This window comes from Pararhizobium sp. DWP3-4, from assembly GCF_049898205.1.
Taxonomy (GTDB): domain Bacteria; phylum Pseudomonadota; class Alphaproteobacteria; order Rhizobiales; family Rhizobiaceae; genus Pararhizobium.
Map to the genome: position 1 here is coordinate 147,798 of NZ_JAFCXF010000010.1, position 15,969 is coordinate 163,766.

A 15,969-nucleotide genomic window follows, 5' to 3' on the forward strand; every position below is an offset into this window, starting at 1 on the left:
ATAGGGTGCGACCGAACGACAGACAAGCAGATGACCGTCATTGGAAGTTCCGCGCCTTGACCTTCAACGTGTCGATATGGAGGTCACGGACAAAAATGTCCCGGGGCTTAGGCGAAGGTGCCCGATCGCGTGTATCGCCACCGCCGACCGAGCCATGCGCAAACTCGTCGCCGCGACCGGATGGCAGTCTGAACTCCATGTCCCTGTCTGCGAGCCCGGAAAGGTCCTGGGTCAAGTCGAACAGCTGTTGGGCGACGAGATGGACGACGTCGCCTTCCCGCTGGATGCGTCCGTTAATCGCCATCATCGACGCTCCAAGCACGATCCGCCGCCGCTTTTCGAATAGTTTTGGCCAGACGACGATATTTGCGGGGCCGGTCTCATCCTCGATCGTGATGAACATCACACCTTTCGCAGAGCCGGGTTTTTGCCGCACGAGCACCAGGCCTGCGGTCATGACCCATCGACCATCCCGTGCGGTCATGGCCTCTTCGCAGGTCACGATACTGCGCTTCACCAGATCTTTTCGCAAAAAGGCGATAGGGTGGTCGCGAAGCGTGAGCCCGGTATGGCCATAATCCTCAACCACGTTGTGGCCTTCGGTCATCTGCCGGAGCTTGACGTCGGGTTCCCTTTGCTCGGCGATGGGTTGCATTTCGCGATCGGCAGCAGCGGCAAACAAGGGCAGCGGCTCGTCACGCAATGCCTTGATTGCCCACAGCGCGTCGCGTCTTTCGAGCTGCAGGGTCGGCCGGAACGCATCGGCTTGCGCAAGTTCAACCAGCGAGGCGGCGGGAACGCCCGACCGACGCCACATGTCGTCGACGGAATCAAACTCACCGTTCATGCGTGCGGCGACAATCCGGGCGGCGTCAGCGACAGCCAGGCCTCTCACGACCCGCATGCCCAACCGGACAGCATGACCCCCGGTATTGCCGATCCGCTCCAGGGTGCAGTCCCAGCGTGACTGGTTGACGCATACCGGGCGAATTTCGACGCCATGGGCACGAGCGCAGCCGACAATCTGGGCGGGGGCGTAAAATCCCATGGGCTGACTGTTGATCAGGGCTGCGCAAAACGCATCCGGGTGGTGGCATTTCACAAAGCTGGAGGCATAGGCGATCAGTGCGAAGGATGCCGCATGGGATTCCGGGAAGCCGTAAGAGCCAAAGCCTTCGAGCTGGCTGAACGTCTTCTCCGCAAACTCTGCGGTATAGCCGTTTCGCACCATGCCGGAAACCAGCTTTTCCTTGAACCTGCTGACGCCCCCGGTGAACTTGAACGTCGCCATACTCTTGCGCAATTGATCAGCCTCGCCGCCGGTAAAGCCGGCACAGACCATCGCAACGCGCATGGCCGACTCTTGAAACAGGGGGACGCCGAGCGTCTTCCCAAGCACGGCTTCCAGCTCCGGCGTGGGATATTCGACTTTTTCCTTGCCCTCGCGCCGCCGCAGATAGGGGTGCACCATGTCGCCCTGGATTGGGCCTGGACGCACAATCGCCACCTGAACGACCAGGTCGTAAAATGTCCGTGGCTTCAGGCGCGGCAGCATCGCCATCTGCGCACGGCTCTCGATCTGAAAAGTCCCGAGCGTGTCGGCCTTGCGGATCATCGCATAGGTCGCGGGATCCTCCTGTGTGATCTTCGACAGATCGAGGTCGTCGTCCTTGTGCTCGCGGATCAGATCAAAGGCCTTGGACATGCAAGTCAGCATGCCAAGCGCCAGCACGTCGACCTTCATGAACTTCAACGCCTCGACATCGTCCTTGTCCCACTCGATGATCTGGCGGTCCTTCATGCTCGCAGGCTCGATGGGAACCAGATCGTCGAGGCGGTCATGCGTAAGGACAAAGCCGCCGGGATGCTGTCCAAGGTGACGTGGTGCGCCCATCAATTGCTGTGCCAGTTGCAGAGTTAGCACCAGCCGGCGATCGTCCGGATTGAGATTGAGCTCTTTGACGTTTCGGTCGCTGACCGCTTCTGACCAGGACCACATGCCGGACGACAGCGCTTTGATCAAATCCTCCGGCAGGCCGAGCGCCTTGCCTACGTCGCGGATTGCACCCTTGGCGCGGTAGCGCGTTACCGTGGCGCACAGCGCTGCCTTTTCCTTGCCATAGGTTTTGTAGATCCATTGGATGACTTCCTCGCGACGCTCATGCTCGAAATCGACATCGATATCGGGCGGCTCATCGCGTTCTTGGCTGACGAAGCGCTCGAACAGAAGATCGTTGGTTTCCGGATCAATAGAGGTGACGCCGAGGATGTAGCAGACGGCAGAGTTTGCCGCAGATCCGCGCCCCTGACAGAGAATACCTTGCGATCGGGCGAAACGGACGATCGAAAACACCGTCAGGAAATATGGAGCGTATTTCATCTTCTGGATCAGATCGAGTTCGTGGCGGACGATCTGCAGGGTCTTTGGCGGCAGGCCTTCCGGATAACGATCCGGTACACTTTCCCAGACATAATGCTCGAGGGATTGCTGCGCCGACTTCCCAGGAACAATGGCTTCTTCCGGATATTGGTAAGTCAATTCCTCAAGCGAAAATTTGCAGCGATCAACGATCTCCATCGTTCGCCGCAGCGCTTCCGGATAGCGCGGAAACAGACGCTCCATTTCCTCCGGCGGCTTTAAAAACCTGTCAGCATGACGTTCGCGTTCGAATCCGACCTCGTCGATCGTGGTATTGTTGCGGATGCAGGTGACAATATCCTGAAGCTGCCGTCTGCCCGGCTCGTGAAACAGCACATCATTGGTGATAACGGTCTTCACCCTAAAACGCGCGGCCGTATTGGACAGCTCATGCAGCCGCAACTGATCGTTTGGCCGTCGTCTGAGCGACAATGAAAGGTAGGCGCGATCTCCAAAAATGTCGGCCATCTTGCGAAGACGGACAGCGCAGGTTTCGTCGGGGAGATCAGGGATTAAGATGCCGATAAGGCCTTCCGCATAGGCTGCAACATCGTCCAGATGCAGGAGGCAGTTGTTCTTGCCGCCGCGGCTTTTGCCAAGTGTGATCAGCCGGGTCAAACGGGAATAGGCTGCCCGGTCGGTCGGATAGACCAGGATCGGCATACCGTCAGCCAAATCGAGGCGGCAACCGACGACCAGCCGTACGCCGGTTTCACGGGAGGCTTCGAGAGCACGGACGATCCCGGCCAGTGAATTGCGATCGACAATTCCAATCGCTTCAATGCCCAGTTCTTTCGCCGTCACAAACAGCTCCTGCGCCGAACTTGCGCCCCTTAGAAAACTGAAATGTGTCGTCGCCTGGAGCTCGGCATATCTCATGCGAAAATCCCCTGCACGAACCATTTGTGAGAGCCCGTCCCGCCATCGACACCATCGCCGGACCGGAAGATCCAGAGCCGCTCGCCTGCGTCGTCCTCAACGATGAAGTAGTCGCGAACGGCAGCCCATTCAGACGTACGCTGCCACCATTCGCCAAAAATTCTTTCGGGACCATCAGCGCTTTTGACCCGTCGGCGTTTGCCGCGCCATGTCACGGAAACGGGCGGATGGTCGGGAAGCAGCGCGATGACCTCGACCAGTTCCGGATGGGCAAGGAGACGAACCGGGCGCGGCCATTGATGTGACCAGAAGACATCGACATCATCAGCGGTTGCAGCAATACGCTGGACGCTGCGCTCAGGGACATCGGACGCGACTGGCGCAAGGCGGTAGACCCGTTGGCCGCGGTTCCCAAAGATGTCGACGAGGGGCGTGATATCTTCGACGACATCCTCGATAAACGACGATGCCGTCTGTGTCTCCGTGAGCGGCTGCGACATCACGGCCACGAGGGTCAGCTTCTCGATGCCGAAACCTGGCTCGATTTTTTCCGTGCGGTCCCTGAACAGCTTGGTCATCCACGCTACGTCCCTTGCGGGCTTTGCCATTCCTGCGCGGATCGCCTGGCGGGTGTTGTCGACCTTATCGACTATGAGGTCGGCACGTCGAACGCCGAGCCCTTTTCTTTGAAGTTCGTGGCAGAGCTGGATGACAAGACGCCCGACATATTTATCGATCGTCTCTGCGGCCCCGATCGGTTCCTGGAAAGAGCGGCTGACCTCAATCTGCTCGGGACTGCGGATGGGGTCGATGGGCTCCCTGGCGCGACCAAACATCTGGTCCAGCCGGCGCCCGATCTCAGGTCCGAAGCGCAGTGTCAGCGGTGCCCGCGGTGTCGCCGAAAGCTCCCCGATTGTGCGGAATCCGAGAGTTCTGAGATCGCTGACGATTTTTTCCGGTAGCCGCAACAGGGCGACGGGCAAGCGCTCGACGGCTCGCACGGTCTCGCCCCGGGGGACGATGACGGTGTCCCGGCTGATCGCGCGCGCGCAGGCATGAGCGGCACCCCATGTGTCAGCGATGGCGACACGTGTCATCAGACCCCTGCCTCTGAACAGATTGGCGATGCCTGTCAGCATCGCAAGCTCCCCGCCCTGGAGATGGTCTGCACCTTCCGTGTCCATGACGATACCGTCGGGGGCATCGACGGAGACGATCGGGGAATATTGGGTGAGCGCCCAAAGGGTGATGCGTTCGAGCGCTGCGGCGTCGGCTCGTGGATCTGCGTCGATCATCAGCAGTCCCTGGAACAGGGCCTGGGCTTTTGCGGCTGGCATGCCAATGCGGACACCTGCCTTCTTTGCAGAAGCATCGGCCGAAGAGACCCAGCGTTTCGATCCGCTCTTTGCAATCACGGCAATGGCCTGCTCAACCGGAATGGCGGGATCGGCCCGACGAATGCGATCCGTCGACAGATCGGGAAGAAAGATCGATACGACCCTGGTCATCACACGCTCCAACGATAAACTCAGCACACTCGCCCGCACGCGATCTCATCAACTCCAGCAACCATCTTGCCCGCCCGATGCCGGGCACCGGTAACTCCGCCGATGGCAACACGCTGACGCGCCATCTCGTGGTCGATGCGGTGGGTTGGCCAAAGTCGTTGGCTTCAGTTTGCCGCCGCCATCTGCGAACAACGAGGGCAAGGCCTCCCTTCTTTTCCGCCGCGAGCTGCAGGCGCCTGCTTGCCAGCATCGGCAGCCGGACGAGTTCCCCCACAACCGCGCCGAGGCCCCCATAGGACAAGGCTTCTTCCATGGACGCGAGGACGTCCTCTTCCTTGTCGCCCTCGACAAATATGACCCGGTTTGCATTTAGGCCGGCCTGTGCAAGTGCTGGGAAAAACAGATCCGGCCGCGTCAGACACCAGACGATCTTGCCTTTCGTCCGCGCGGCGACTCCGGCAACAAACAGGGCTGCCGCTGCTCCATCGACCGTACCGGCGCCACCCCCTGCGAACTCATGAAGGGCACCGCGCGCCAAGCCACCTCCAGGCAGCACTGCATCGATCTCGCCAACACCGAACGGGAGACAGTCCAATTGCTTCGCAGGGCCACTCGCGAGGGATGCGATGCGGCTGCGTAGATCGGCTATGACATGCTCGCGGGCAGCCATCATCGCTCACGGAATCCTGTCGGTTCGTGTGTACTAAGGACGACTTCATGCCGCTTTAATTCCTGAAGTTCACGTTCTGTTCCCGAGCGGCGCCAGAGTCAAGCGGGTGGGTTATAGGAATTTTGTCCTTCAGATTTAAAAGGTCGAAAGATTCATAAGCCGAATCAGAGCGGTAAGTAGATGATTCAAGTCCTTGCGCGATTAAAATAATTTTGGGGTATCGATGTTTGAAGACCGAGGGTGGAACCCAGGCCAGTCGAAACTCTTGTTACCGGGAAATGAGCTGTTCATCGCACGATACCGATCGATGCTACGTCGGACTTTGGGCGCAGCGACAGAACTCTTTTTCGCATGGCTAGATTTCGATCCATACAGGAGCGTGATCACTGGTGTGGTCCCACCCTCTGACAAATTTGTCGACGCCAGCCTCTTTTAAATCTCCAGCAAGGAGTGGGCTCAAGAGGAAATGGTCGATCCGAAGGCCGGAATCCCGCGCGAATGCATTGCGGAAATATGCCCAGAAAGTATAGATGCGCTCATCGGGATGAAGATGCCGGATGGCGTCAGTCCACCCTTGTGCGACCAGGTCGGCATAGGCCGCCTTCACTTCCGGACGAAACAGAGCGTCGTCAATCCAGCGCTCAGGCTTATAAACGTCGAGGTCCGTTGGCATGACATTGAAGTCGCCAACGAGAGCGACAGGGACATCCAGCTCCAGTAGCTCTGCAGCATAGGATTGCAGGCGCTCGAACCAGCGCAATTTGTACTCGAACTTGGGCCCTGGAGCCGGATTGCCGTTGGGGAGATAGATGCAACCAACGACCATTCCGTCGATTGCGGCTTCAATATAGCGACTGTGGCTATCGTGGAGATCGCCGGGCAGGCCACGCCGCGTCTCGACTGGTTCCCTGTCTCGCGCAAGAATAGCCACACCATTCCAGGATTTCTGACCGTGCCAGATCCCGCCGTAGCCTGCGCGCTCGATTTCCCTGCGTGGGAACTTGTCATTTGGCGTCTTTAATTCTTGCAGGCATACAACGTCTGGCTCCGCCTCGGCGAGCCAGCGGATCAGCACGTCGAGGCGGCCATTGATGCCGTTGACATTGTAGGTGGCGAGTTTCACCGGCCAGATCCGCGCTTGCGATCGCCCTTGTCACCGTTGCCGGGTTTCGCGTCATCCTTGGCTTCGTGTCGGGCATCCGCCGAGAGGGAACGCGAGACATCGACGCTCTCACTGAACTTGCCGTCTTCATCACGGCGGACATAACGCTTATCAGTGCCGGTATCGATCAATTCGCGCTTTGTCATGACAGGACTCCTTTGTGGTTGTCGTCTCGATAAACGCGCGTCAGCGACAAAAGATGCATTCAAATCAGGACGCTAGGCCAGACTTGTCAAACGCGAACTCGCTCCCAGCTAAGTCACTGAAAATGATTCATTTTGCCTCGGAACGATTCGGTTCTTGATTCCGTTGAATCGCGTCAGTTGTATCAGGAGTACGCGTATCATGGTTGCCCCACGAGCAAATTGGAAAGGTTTCATAAAGTTCGGAGAGGTGTCTTGCGCTGTGGCGCTCTATACGGCGGCCTCATCGTCTGAGCGCATTGCATTCAATACCCTGAACCGAGAGACCGGTAATCGGGTCAAACGTGAATTCGTCGATAGCGAGACTGGAAATCCAGTCGAGCGTGATGATCAGGTCAAGGGCTACGAGGTCGAGAACGGCCAATACATCGTGCTCGAACCGGGCGAAGTCGCAGCCGCAGTCCCAGACAGTGACAAGACCCTGAAAATCGAGTCTTTCATCCCCTGCTCCGAAATTGACAATGTCTATTTCGACAAGCCTTATTATCTGGCACCGGACAAGATGAGCACCGATGCTTATGTGCTTCTGCGCGACGGTATGAAAGCGGCTAAGGTTGCGGCAATCGCCCAAACGGTGCTCTTCCGCCGCTTGCGCACGGTCCTCATCCGCGCGCACGGAAAGGGGCTTATCGCTTCGACCCTCAACTTCGACTATGAAGTCCGCTCGTCAGAGGAGGCCTTCGAAGACCTGCCGGATATGAAAAGCGATCCGGAGCTGCTCGAAATCGCGGAACTGATTATAGGCAAGAAGAAGGGTAGCTTTGACGCCAGCACCTTCGACGACCGCTACGAGGAGGCCGTAGCTGAACTCGTCAAAGCGAAGATCGAGGGCCGATCCTTGCCAAAAAAGAAGGCTCCGATAGTCTCGAAGTCGAGCGATCTGCTCCAGGCATTGCGCGAAAGCGCTGGCCTCGGCGCCAAGGAAGAGAAGCCCAATCGGGCGGCAGCCAATGCCAACAAGGGTGTCGGTCGGGCGAAAGCCAAACCCGCTAACGCGAAAACTGCAGCAGCACCAACCCGCCGCGCCGGCTGATAGGAGAACCCAATGGCTGTCCGTCCCTACTGGAAGGGTTACCTGAAACTCTCACTCGTGAACTGCCCGGTGCAAATGATGCCGGCGACATCCGAGAGCGAGAAAGTCCGGTTTCACACGCTCAATCGCGAAACCCAGAACCGTGTCGTCAGCCACTATGTGGATTCGGTTACGGGCAAGGACGTCAAGGAAGATGACGAGGTCAAGGGCTACCAGCGCGGTGAGGACGAATACATCATTCTCGAGGACGACGAGCTTGAGAACGTCGCGCTCGAAAGCACCCGCACCATCGATATCTCAACCTTTACGAAACGTGAGACGATTGAATGGATATGGCTCGATACGCCGTACTACCTCTCCCCGAACGAGACCGTTGCCCAGGAAGCGTTCTCGGTTATCCGCGACGCCATGGCATCGCAGAACATGGTCGGCATTTCACGGCTGGTGATTTCGAGGAGGGAACGCGCCGTCATGCTCGAGCCACGTGGCAAGGGTATCGTTCTGTGGACCCTGCGCTATGGTGATGAGGTCCGCGACCAGGACAGCTATTTCGAAATCGTTGGCGACGAGAAAGCAGATTCGGACCTGATGCCCCTTATTCAGCAATTGATCAAGAAGAAGACCCAGCACTGGGATGCCAAGATGGTGGTCGATCCTGTCCAAGATCGTCTGCTCGATATCATCATGACCAAGAAGAGAGCCCTGAAGAAACCGGCAAAAGGCACGACCAAGACACCCGCGTCGTCCCCTGGACCCAGCAACGTTATCAACATCATGGATGCTCTAAAGAAATCCGTCGCCGCCGAAACACGAGCTACCAGATGAGGCAATGCGCCAAACCGCTGCTGCAGAATAATCAGGTCGCCAAGTCAAAGCCTCGCCGACAGCGCGATCCAGCGCAACCCAACCTACCCTTCGATCTCATGCCGGACCGTGTCGAGCCATGCCTGGCTTTGTTGAAACCAACAGCGCCGGGAGGACCAGAGTGGGCGTTTGAGAATAAGTGGGACGGCTATCGACTTGCCATCCATATCGAGCCGAAGGGCGTGCGGATCATCACCCGCGGCGGCCACGACTGGACACATCGCTTTCCGGCAATTGCCGACGCGGCCGGCAAGCTCGGTGTTGGAACCGCAATTCTGGACGGTGAAGCCGTGGTGCTCAACGATGATGGGCACTCCGATTTCGGCGCGTTGCAGCGGTCGCTCGGCGGCCGCGGTGGAAAGCGGGCGTCAACGGAGGCCGTCCTCTTTGCCTTCGATCTCCTCTATTTCGACGGCCATGACCTGACGGGCACGGAGCTTTCGGTCCGACGCCATCTGCTGGAGGATCTACTCGATGACGCGGGCACCACGATCCGGCTCTCGGAGGAGGTTGACGGAGATGGCGGCGAACTTCTTGAAAATGCCCGCTCCCTCGGTCTTGAAGGCGTTATCGCCAAGCGCCGGGACAGCACCTACCGATCCGGCCGACATGGCGATTGGCTGAAAATCAAATGTATCCAGAGCGAAAGTTTCATCGTCGTGGGTTATGAGCAATCGGCATCTGCCCGTGGCGGACTGGGCAGCCTTCTGCTTGCCGCTCGCCGCGGCACCGGTTGGATCTCTGTCGGGGCCGTCGGCACTGGCTTCAAGCAGAAGGACGCGGTCTACCTGAAGGCGACGCTCGACAAGCTTCGGATCAAAACGCCGGCCGTGCCGCTGAAGGGCAAGAATCTTGTCTTTTCGCAACCGACATTAATTGCAGAGATTGAGTTTCGGGGGTGGACCGACGAGGGCAATTTGCGTCATGCTTCCTACAAAGGTCTTCGCGAAGCCCAGGATAACGCCGCCGTCTTCAATATGTCCGACCGCTGATCAGGCGACCGCCTTCTTCGCCTTGGCCAGCCGCTTGATGGCCTGCTCCAGCGGTCTTTGACCGTCACAGTAATCCTGCCAGGCCGTGCTCTTCTTGAGGAAACCGGGTACTGTCCGGATGGTAAAACGTGTTGGATCAAGGCCGGCCTTAACCTGCGTCCAGTTGAGCGGCATGGACACGGTCGCCCCCGGTCGTGCCCGCGGCGATAACGGTGCCACAGCTGTCGCCATCCGGTCATTGCGCAAATAGTCGAGAAAGATCCGCCCCTCGCGCTGGGCCTTCGCCATCTTGATCAGATAGAGGTCTGGGTTATCGCGTGCCATCTCCTGACAGACATCATGCGCAAAGCCCTTGGCCTCATCCCAGCTGAGCTTCTTGCCTTTGGGTACAGTGAGCGGGGTGACCACGTGCAGGCCCTTGCCACCCGTCGTCTTGCAGAAACTGACAAGGCCAAGTTCTTCCAGCCTATCGCGGATTTCGCGTGCGGCTTCGACGACCGTATCAAATGCCACATCGGGGCCGGGATCAAGGTCAAAGACCAGACGGCCCGGCACTTCCGGCTGGCCCGGTTCGCAATTCCAGGGATGCAGTTCGATCCCGCCGATCTGGGCAATGGCAGCAAGGCCTTCGACCCGGTCGATCTGAAGATAGGGTTTTTTGTCGCCGAAGACTGTCACGAGCTCCAGCAGGTTCGAGGTGCCCGGCATGGCATGGCGCTGAAAAAACTGCTCACCGCTGATGCCATCGGGGGTTCGAATAATCGAGCACGGACGGCCTTTGATATGGTCGATCAGCCAGGATCCGACGGCTTCATGGTAGCGCGCTAGATCGACTTTTGTGACCGGTTCTCCGTCACCGGCGTCAGGCCAAAGCACCTTCTCCGGGCTAGAGATCATCACCCCCATGACCTCTTCTTTTGCGCCCTTGCGGAACCGCTTGGCCGGTGGCTTGTCAGTCTCCGGATTGGGCACGTCAGCTTGTGAAGGAGACGCAGGCTCATCAGCTTCGACCTCCGCCGCCGGCTTGTCCTCCCGCAAGCCTTTGAACGCGCCTTGTCGGACCTGGCCATCGGCGGTCCAGCCGGCGAACTCAATTTCAGCCACAAGCTCCGGCCTCAGCCAGACGATATCCGCGGTCTTCTTCGGTGCGCCGAGCCCAGTGAACGGCGATTTGGCAGTTTCCATCTCCTGGAGCTTAGGTAGCAACGTTTTGACGGTTTTGGCACCGTATCCCGTGCCGACCCGCCCGACGTAGACGAAATGCTCGCCGCGATTGACGCCAACAAGCAGCGAGCGGAATTTGCCGTTGGTCTTTGCATAGGCACCGATCACCACTTCATGGCCGGCGCGGCATTTCGACTTTGCCCAGGTGTCGGTCCGGCCCGACCGGTAGGGTGCGTCAGCCTGCTTGGAGACAATGCCCTCGAGCGATAGGCGGCAGGCTGATTTCAGCACAGCGTCGCCACCCGTCTCGAAATGCTCGACGAAGCGCAGACGCGGGTCCTCCCCGGCATCGACTAACAGTGCTGCCAGACGGTCCTTGCGCTCAGCCAGAGGTAAATCCCGCAGGTCTTCCTCTCCAACGAACAGCAAATCGAATGCGAAATACACCAGATCCTCGGTTTTTCCCTCCGACAGTGCTGCCTGCAACGCGGCAAAGTCGGGTGCGCCCCGTTCATCGAGGGCGCAGATTTCGCCGTCGATGATGCACTCGGGGAGTGCCAAGGCAGCCTTGGCGATGGCAGACCATTTCGCCGTCCAGTCCAAGCCTTTGCGGGTTTTGAGCGTAACCTCACCGCCTTGGATGCGCATCTGAATGCGGTAGCCGTCGAACTTGATTTCATGGATCCAGCCGCTGGTCGATGGTGGACGCGCGAGGTTGTCGCACAGCTGTGGCGCAACGAAGTCGGGCATGGCGAATTTCTTACTGCGCGAAATGGTCGGCTTTTTCCTCGTCGCCTTAGTCTTCAGTGTGGACTTTGTACCAGTTTCGCGCTCTTCAGCCGCAAGGCCGTGATTGCTGTCCCAGACAGCGTCGGCTTCCACGGCCCCACCCTCGAGCATGAACGGCTTCGGTTTTCTCCCCTTGCCTGCAGCGATGGCTTCCATCGTCCGGCCCGATGCGACCGAAGTTTCGTTGTCGTCGAGGATTGCTGCGCCACTCTCTTCTACGGCTGCTTCATCGCGATGTTTGATCAGAAGCCAGTTGGTGCGCTTGCCACCGTCGCGGTCATGGCGCATGCGCACCAGGACGAAGCTGCCATGCAGGCGGTCGCCCTCCAAGGTAAACTTGAAATCGCCTTTGGCCAACGCTTCTTCTGGCGTTTTGTTACCCACCGGCTCCCAGTAGCCGCGATCCCACAGCATGACAGTACCACCGCCATATTGACCTTTCGGAATAGTGCCCTCGAAGTCGCCGTAGTCGAGCGGATGGTCTTCGACCTCGACGGCCAATCGCTTGTCGTGCGGATCGAGCGAGGGCCCTCTGGTTACGGCCCAGGATTTGAAAACGCCATCAAGCTCAAGCCGCAAGTCGTAGTGCAGGCGCGTGGCATCATGCTTCTGGATAACGAACCGCCGGCGGCTCGAGGCGTTGACCTTGGCTTCGCCGCTCGGCTCCTCCGTCTTCTTGAAGTCGCGCTTGGCGCGGTAAGTCGAAAGGCTGTCGGCCATTGGTGATTGTCCTCTACGCATACGAGTTCGAAGCCGAAACAGTGCCGGCTGCGAACATGCTCATCGACCAGAGACGCGGATCGCGCCAGCTTCACCTAAGCTGCGTTGGACAGCAGCGATCTGGCTGGCTGAGATGTCGGCTGAGACCTCAATCTCCCCCTCAAGTGCAGCGTCGTCGCGATCGCCGCCCTCATGGGAAACATCACCACCCGACGGCTTTGAACCGGATGTATTTTCGTCCGTCGCGGACTGGATGAAAATATCCGGTCTAGAGATGCCGTGCTGCTGAACCAAGTGTTCCACGGCAAGGTCGGCGGCTGCTCGCGTCTCGAAAATCGCCCGGATTGTCGTGGTGCTGTCGTCTGCCATGTGCCTATCTCCTGTTTCTAGCGTTATGGCAACAAACGCCGCAAACACCCTGGTGGTTGCGCGGTCCGTGCGTCCAAACAGCATTAATGTTGGATTCTTCTGCGAAAACTGCTATGTTCCCTTTTTGTTTCCATACCGATTGATTGACCCATGAGTGCAATGATGCAGACCACAGTGCGAAAAATTATCCACGTCGACATGGATGCTTTTTACGCGTCAGTCGAACAGCGGGATAACCCCGATTTGCGTGGGAAACCGCTTGCAGTAGGCGGGTCGGCTGCTCGTGGCGTGGTGGCCGCAGCCAGTTATGAGGCGCGGGTATTCGGTGTCCATTCGGCAATGCCGTCGATCACTGCCAAGCGCAAATGCCCCGACCTTATCTTTGTGTCCCCACGCTTTGATGTATACAAAGCCGTCTCCCAACAGATCCGCGGGATTTTTGCAGAATACACGCCGTTGATCGAGCCTCTCTCGCTTGACGAAGCCTATCTCGATGTGACTGAAAATCTGAAAGGCATGGAAATTGCCACCGAGATTGCGCTGGAGATCCGCGCAAAGATCAGGCAGGCGACCGGACTGAATGCGTCTGCCGGGATTTCCTACAACAAGTTCCTCGCCAAGATGGCGAGCGATCTCAACAAGCCCAATGGCCAGGCAGTAATTACCCCGAAGAACGGACCGGGCTTTGTGGAGTCCCTGCCGGTCAAAAAATTTCATGGGGTAGGTCCGGCTACAACCGAACGCATGAGGAAATACGGGATCGAGACCGGCGCCGATCTCAAGAATAAGTCGCTGCAGTTCCTCACCGAGCACTTCGGCAAGTCGGGTCCCTATTTTTACGGCATTGCCCGCGGTGTCGACCAACGCCAGGTCCGCTCGGATCGGATCCGAAAATCCGTAGGTGCCGAGGACACGTTCGCCCAAGACATCAACAACCTCGATCTGGCCAAGGCCGAGTTAGCGGCGCTTGCAGAGAAAGTCTGGCGCTACTGCGATACGAACCGCATCGCGGGCAAGACCGTGACCGTGAAGATCAAATATTCCGATTTCACCCAGGCAACGCGAAGCCGGTCGGTCGCGTTACCCTTTGCAGGGATGCACGAGCTTCTCGAAGCCGCGTCTGGCCTGCTGGCGACTGTTTTTCCGTTCAAGCGATCGGTTCGACTGCTTGGGGTCACTCTTTCCTCGCTGACCAACAACGAAATTGCCGTGGCCGAGAGATCACCGCAGCTCGGTCTCGATTTCTGAGCAGTGCCCGGTTTTGAAAGGCAGGTAGGCATCGCCGAATTTTCTAACGCAAGAGTTCGCGTCATCGATCTGGAGACCGGTGGTAATGGACCGAACGACGTCTGCGAGATCGGATGGCAGGACGTCATCGCCGATGAGGACGGCGGTTGGCAGGTAACAGATGAGCGCGGCGCGCTGCTCATCAATCCCGGGCGATTGATCTCGCCGGACACGATGGCGGTGCATCATATTCTAGACGCAGACGTGGCGGACGCACCCTACTGGAAACAGGTTGCCTCCCGCATTCTTCGTCCGGCAGGGCGCATCGATGCGTTGGCGGCCCACCGTGCATCCTTCGAGCAGCGGTACTGCACCCCGCGCTTTACCGGAGGCACTCCTTGGATCTGCACCTGGAAATGTGCGATGCGTGTATGGCCGGAACTTCCGCGCTTCTCCAACCAGATGCTTCGCTACCAACGCATGCCACAAGGTCTGAACCACGAGACTGGATTGCCCGCTCACCGCGCAATGCCGGACGCCTATGTCACGGCCCATCATCTGCGGGATCTTCTCAACAGAGAATCGCTAGAAAACCTTTTGGCGTGGAGCAATGAGCCCGGCCTTTTGCCCCGCGTTCCATCCGGTCCGGATCGCGGCAAGGGTTGGGATCGCCTGAGCGATACGACGCTGCGAGAATTCATTCATGATCGGGATGTCGAAATCTGGTTTAGCGCACAAACCGAACTGACGCGGCGTGGAGACCCTGACCAGCCTCAGCTCAGCGAACCAGTGCAACGGACACTTCTGTGATGTGACCAATGCTTCGGATACTGCCACATAATCTTTCGCCTGGTGTCGGACCTATCGTCTCGCTCGCCTATGTCCCGACAGTCGATATTCCCAGTCGATTCCGCCATTCGCGATCGGTCGGAGCCGTGCTTGGGCTCACACCCGTACTTAATCAATCAGGTGAAGTCAGCCGAGTTGGCCATGTTTCTCACCGCGGAGATGCGATGATGCGAACGCTGCTGTACGAGGCCGCCCAGTCGATGATGACCCGTGTGGTGAAGTGGTGTTGGCTGCAAGTCAATTCGGCTTCGGGCCTATTACAAGCCCCCCACCCTAAGTTCAAATGCCTACGCGGTCAGTTATCGCGGGAAATCTGGGCGTTCTTTCGCTCCCATGGGCTGAACCCGGCTTTCTCCCGCTCGATGTTAACGTCAGCCAGACATGTGGCCATCAAAACATCTTTCACGACAATTGCTGGGGGAACGCGCCAATCGGCCGTGTAGTTTTTGTAATGGGTATTCACAAGGTCCACGAGCATGGTGGCGCTGATTCCCCGCTCTCTAATGCACTTGATAACCCCCGTGCGTTGGGCTTTCATCCACGGCGGCTCTCCGGGGGTGGATGTTCCCGCCCAGTCATCGATCACGCCAACCAAATAGGCCTGTTGGACCTCTGGAGGGCCCTTTTTCCAACTCGCATAGTTGGCAACGAACATCGCGTGCGCGAGGGACGGTGCGATAACAGACAAAATCAACGCAAGCTTAAAAAATGGCCGGATCACGAAAGCACCTCTATCGATGAGCTGCAGGTTACCAGAGAGCGCCAAGCCACGCCAGATATTGGCCGTGACTACGGGAGACCACCAGCCTTAGAGAATTTGGAACCGAAGTCTAATATAGAAACGGTCTTGAAGGATTTCTCAGGACCGCTAAAATCTACCGATGTTCTGGAAGAAGAAGAAGCCCAAGGCAATTAAAGTTCTGCGCTCCAAAATTGTTACGATTTCGGAGACGCCCGAGTTGGGCATGCTTACGATCCAAACGGAACGAGATCAGGTTCGACTTATCATCGACGAAGCCAGTGCTCGTCAACTCATGGAAGAGTGCCTGAAACTGCTGGGTTATCCGGCAACAATGAAGTAAGCGCCTGCGATACGCGCTCATCAACAATCCTGTTGACCG

Annotated in this window: 14 protein-coding genes and 1 pseudogene; 7 read left to right on the forward strand and 8 right to left on the reverse strand. The window is 58.1% G+C overall.

Annotated elements, in window-relative coordinates; genetic code table 11:
• Positions 1-37 precede the first annotated feature (37 nt).
• From ACP7E6_RS23335 to ACP7E6_RS23355, 5 genes are all read right to left on the reverse strand, one after another.
• Positions 38-3,298 carry an error-prone DNA polymerase gene (locus ACP7E6_RS23335; protein WP_426232092.1) on the reverse strand — a complete coding sequence of 1,087 codons (3,261 nt, stop codon included), beginning with the start codon at positions 3,296-3,298 and terminating at the stop codon, positions 38-40.
• Complete coding sequence (locus tag ACP7E6_RS23340; protein WP_426232093.1) at positions 3,295-4,806, reverse strand: Y-family DNA polymerase; 1,512 nt, start codon at positions 4,804-4,806, stop codon at positions 3,295-3,297. Before ACP7E6_RS23340 ends, ACP7E6_RS23335 begins: the two co-directional genes overlap by 4 nt.
• Positions 4,727-5,479, reverse strand: coding sequence for an ImuA family protein (locus tag ACP7E6_RS23345; RefSeq protein WP_426232094.1), 753 nt, complete (start codon positions 5,477-5,479; stop codon positions 4,727-4,729). Before ACP7E6_RS23345 ends, ACP7E6_RS23340 begins: the two co-directional genes overlap by 80 nt.
• A gap of 352 nt (positions 5,480-5,831) precedes the next feature.
• Positions 5,832-6,599 (reverse strand): exodeoxyribonuclease III, encoded by a 768-nt coding sequence (xth, locus tag ACP7E6_RS23350; protein WP_426232095.1) that lies wholly within the window; start codon positions 6,597-6,599, stop codon positions 5,832-5,834.
• Positions 6,596-6,784 carry a hypothetical protein gene (locus tag ACP7E6_RS23355; protein ID WP_426232096.1) on the reverse strand — a complete coding sequence of 63 codons (189 nt, stop codon included), beginning with the start codon at positions 6,782-6,784 and terminating at the stop codon, positions 6,596-6,598. The genes xth and ACP7E6_RS23355 overlap by 4 nt, the downstream gene beginning before the upstream one ends.
• Positions 6,785-6,983: 199 nt before the next feature.
• On the opposite strand from ACP7E6_RS23355, the gene ACP7E6_RS23360 reads away from it, so the two are divergent.
• From ACP7E6_RS23360 to ligD (ACP7E6_RS23370), 3 genes are read left to right on the forward strand one after another with little or no spacing between them, the layout of a single operon-like run.
• Complete coding sequence (locus ACP7E6_RS23360; RefSeq protein WP_426232130.1) at positions 6,984-7,874, forward strand: Ku protein; 891 nt, start codon at positions 6,984-6,986, stop codon at positions 7,872-7,874.
• Positions 7,875-7,886: 12 nt separating this feature from the next.
• Positions 7,887-8,699, forward strand: coding sequence for a Ku protein (locus ACP7E6_RS23365; RefSeq protein ID WP_426232097.1), 813 nt, complete (start codon positions 7,887-7,889; stop codon positions 8,697-8,699).
• Positions 8,696-9,730, forward strand: coding sequence for a non-homologous end-joining DNA ligase (ligD, locus tag ACP7E6_RS23370; protein WP_426232098.1), 1,035 nt, complete (start codon positions 8,696-8,698; stop codon positions 9,728-9,730). The genes ACP7E6_RS23365 and ligD (ACP7E6_RS23370) overlap by 4 nt, the downstream gene beginning before the upstream one ends.
• On the opposite strand, the gene ligD (ACP7E6_RS23375) is transcribed toward ligD (ACP7E6_RS23370), so the two are convergent.
• Both ligD (ACP7E6_RS23375) and ACP7E6_RS23380 read right to left on the reverse strand, forming a co-directional pair.
• Positions 9,731-12,403, reverse strand: a complete 2,673-nt coding sequence (ligD, locus tag ACP7E6_RS23375; protein ID WP_426232099.1) for a DNA ligase D — start codon at positions 12,401-12,403, stop codon at positions 9,731-9,733. It abuts the gene before it with no gap.
• 60 nt (positions 12,404-12,463) lie between these two features.
• Positions 12,464-12,772 (reverse strand): hypothetical protein, encoded by a 309-nt coding sequence (locus ACP7E6_RS23380; RefSeq protein WP_426232100.1) that lies wholly within the window; start codon positions 12,770-12,772, stop codon positions 12,464-12,466.
• Between the two features lie 159 nt (positions 12,773-12,931).
• On the opposite strand from ACP7E6_RS23380, the gene dinB reads away from it, so the two are divergent.
• From dinB to ACP7E6_RS23395, 3 genes and pseudogenes are all read left to right on the forward strand, one after another.
• Positions 12,932-14,020 carry a DNA polymerase IV gene (dinB, locus tag ACP7E6_RS23385; RefSeq protein ID WP_426232131.1) on the forward strand — a complete coding sequence of 363 codons (1,089 nt, stop codon included), beginning with the start codon at positions 12,932-12,934 and terminating at the stop codon, positions 14,018-14,020.
• Between the two features lie 3 nt (positions 14,021-14,023).
• Positions 14,024-14,809 (forward strand): exonuclease domain-containing protein, encoded by a 786-nt coding sequence (locus ACP7E6_RS23390; protein WP_426232101.1) that lies wholly within the window; start codon positions 14,024-14,026, stop codon positions 14,807-14,809.
• Between the two features lie 38 nt (positions 14,810-14,847).
• A pseudogene (locus ACP7E6_RS23395) lies at positions 14,848-15,084 on the forward strand (transposase); the annotation flags it as partial.
• 59 nt (positions 15,085-15,143) lie between these two features.
• On the opposite strand, the gene ACP7E6_RS23400 reads toward ACP7E6_RS23395, so the two are convergent.
• Positions 15,144-15,569 (reverse strand): hypothetical protein, encoded by a 426-nt coding sequence (locus ACP7E6_RS23400; RefSeq protein WP_426232135.1) that lies wholly within the window; start codon positions 15,567-15,569, stop codon positions 15,144-15,146.
• 160 nt (positions 15,570-15,729) lie between these two features.
• On the opposite strand from ACP7E6_RS23400, the gene ACP7E6_RS23405 reads away from it, so the two are divergent.
• Entirely contained in the window at positions 15,730-15,930 is a 201-nt protein-coding gene (locus ACP7E6_RS23405; protein ID WP_426232102.1) for a hypothetical protein, read from the forward strand.
• Positions 15,931-15,969 lie beyond the last annotated feature (39 nt).

What these genes read in the sequence shown, in the direction of transcription:
- ACP7E6_RS23335 (WP_426232092.1), bottom strand. Translation starts at nt 3,298, where the DNA reads ATGAGATATGCCGAGCTCCAGGCGACGACACATTTCAGTTTTCTAAGG.
- ACP7E6_RS23405 (WP_426232102.1), top strand. Translation starts at nt 15,730, where the DNA reads ATGTTCTGGAAGAAGAAGAAGCCCAAGGCAATTAAAGTTCTGCGCTCC.
- ACP7E6_RS23340 (WP_426232093.1), bottom strand. Translation starts at nt 4,806, where the DNA reads ATGACCAGGGTCGTATCGATCTTTCTTCCCGATCTGTCGACGGATCGC.
- ACP7E6_RS23380 (WP_426232100.1), bottom strand. Translation starts at nt 12,772, where the DNA reads ATGGCAGACGACAGCACCACGACAATCCGGGCGATTTTCGAGACGCGA.
- ACP7E6_RS23345 (WP_426232094.1), bottom strand. Translation starts at nt 5,479, where the DNA reads ATGATGGCTGCCCGCGAGCATGTCATAGCCGATCTACGCAGCCGCATC.
- ACP7E6_RS23360 (WP_426232130.1), top strand. Translation starts at nt 6,984, where the DNA reads ATGGTTGCCCCACGAGCAAATTGGAAAGGTTTCATAAAGTTCGGAGAG.
- dinB (WP_426232131.1), top strand. Translation starts at nt 12,932, where the DNA reads ATGATGCAGACCACAGTGCGAAAAATTATCCACGTCGACATGGATGCT.
- ACP7E6_RS23365 (WP_426232097.1), top strand. Translation starts at nt 7,887, where the DNA reads ATGGCTGTCCGTCCCTACTGGAAGGGTTACCTGAAACTCTCACTCGTG.
- ligD (WP_426232099.1), bottom strand. Translation starts at nt 12,403, where the DNA reads ATGGCCGACAGCCTTTCGACTTACCGCGCCAAGCGCGACTTCAAGAAG.
- ligD (WP_426232098.1), top strand. Translation starts at nt 8,696, where the DNA reads ATGAGGCAATGCGCCAAACCGCTGCTGCAGAATAATCAGGTCGCCAAG.
- ACP7E6_RS23355 (WP_426232096.1), bottom strand. Translation starts at nt 6,784, where the DNA reads ATGACAAAGCGCGAATTGATCGATACCGGCACTGATAAGCGTTATGTC.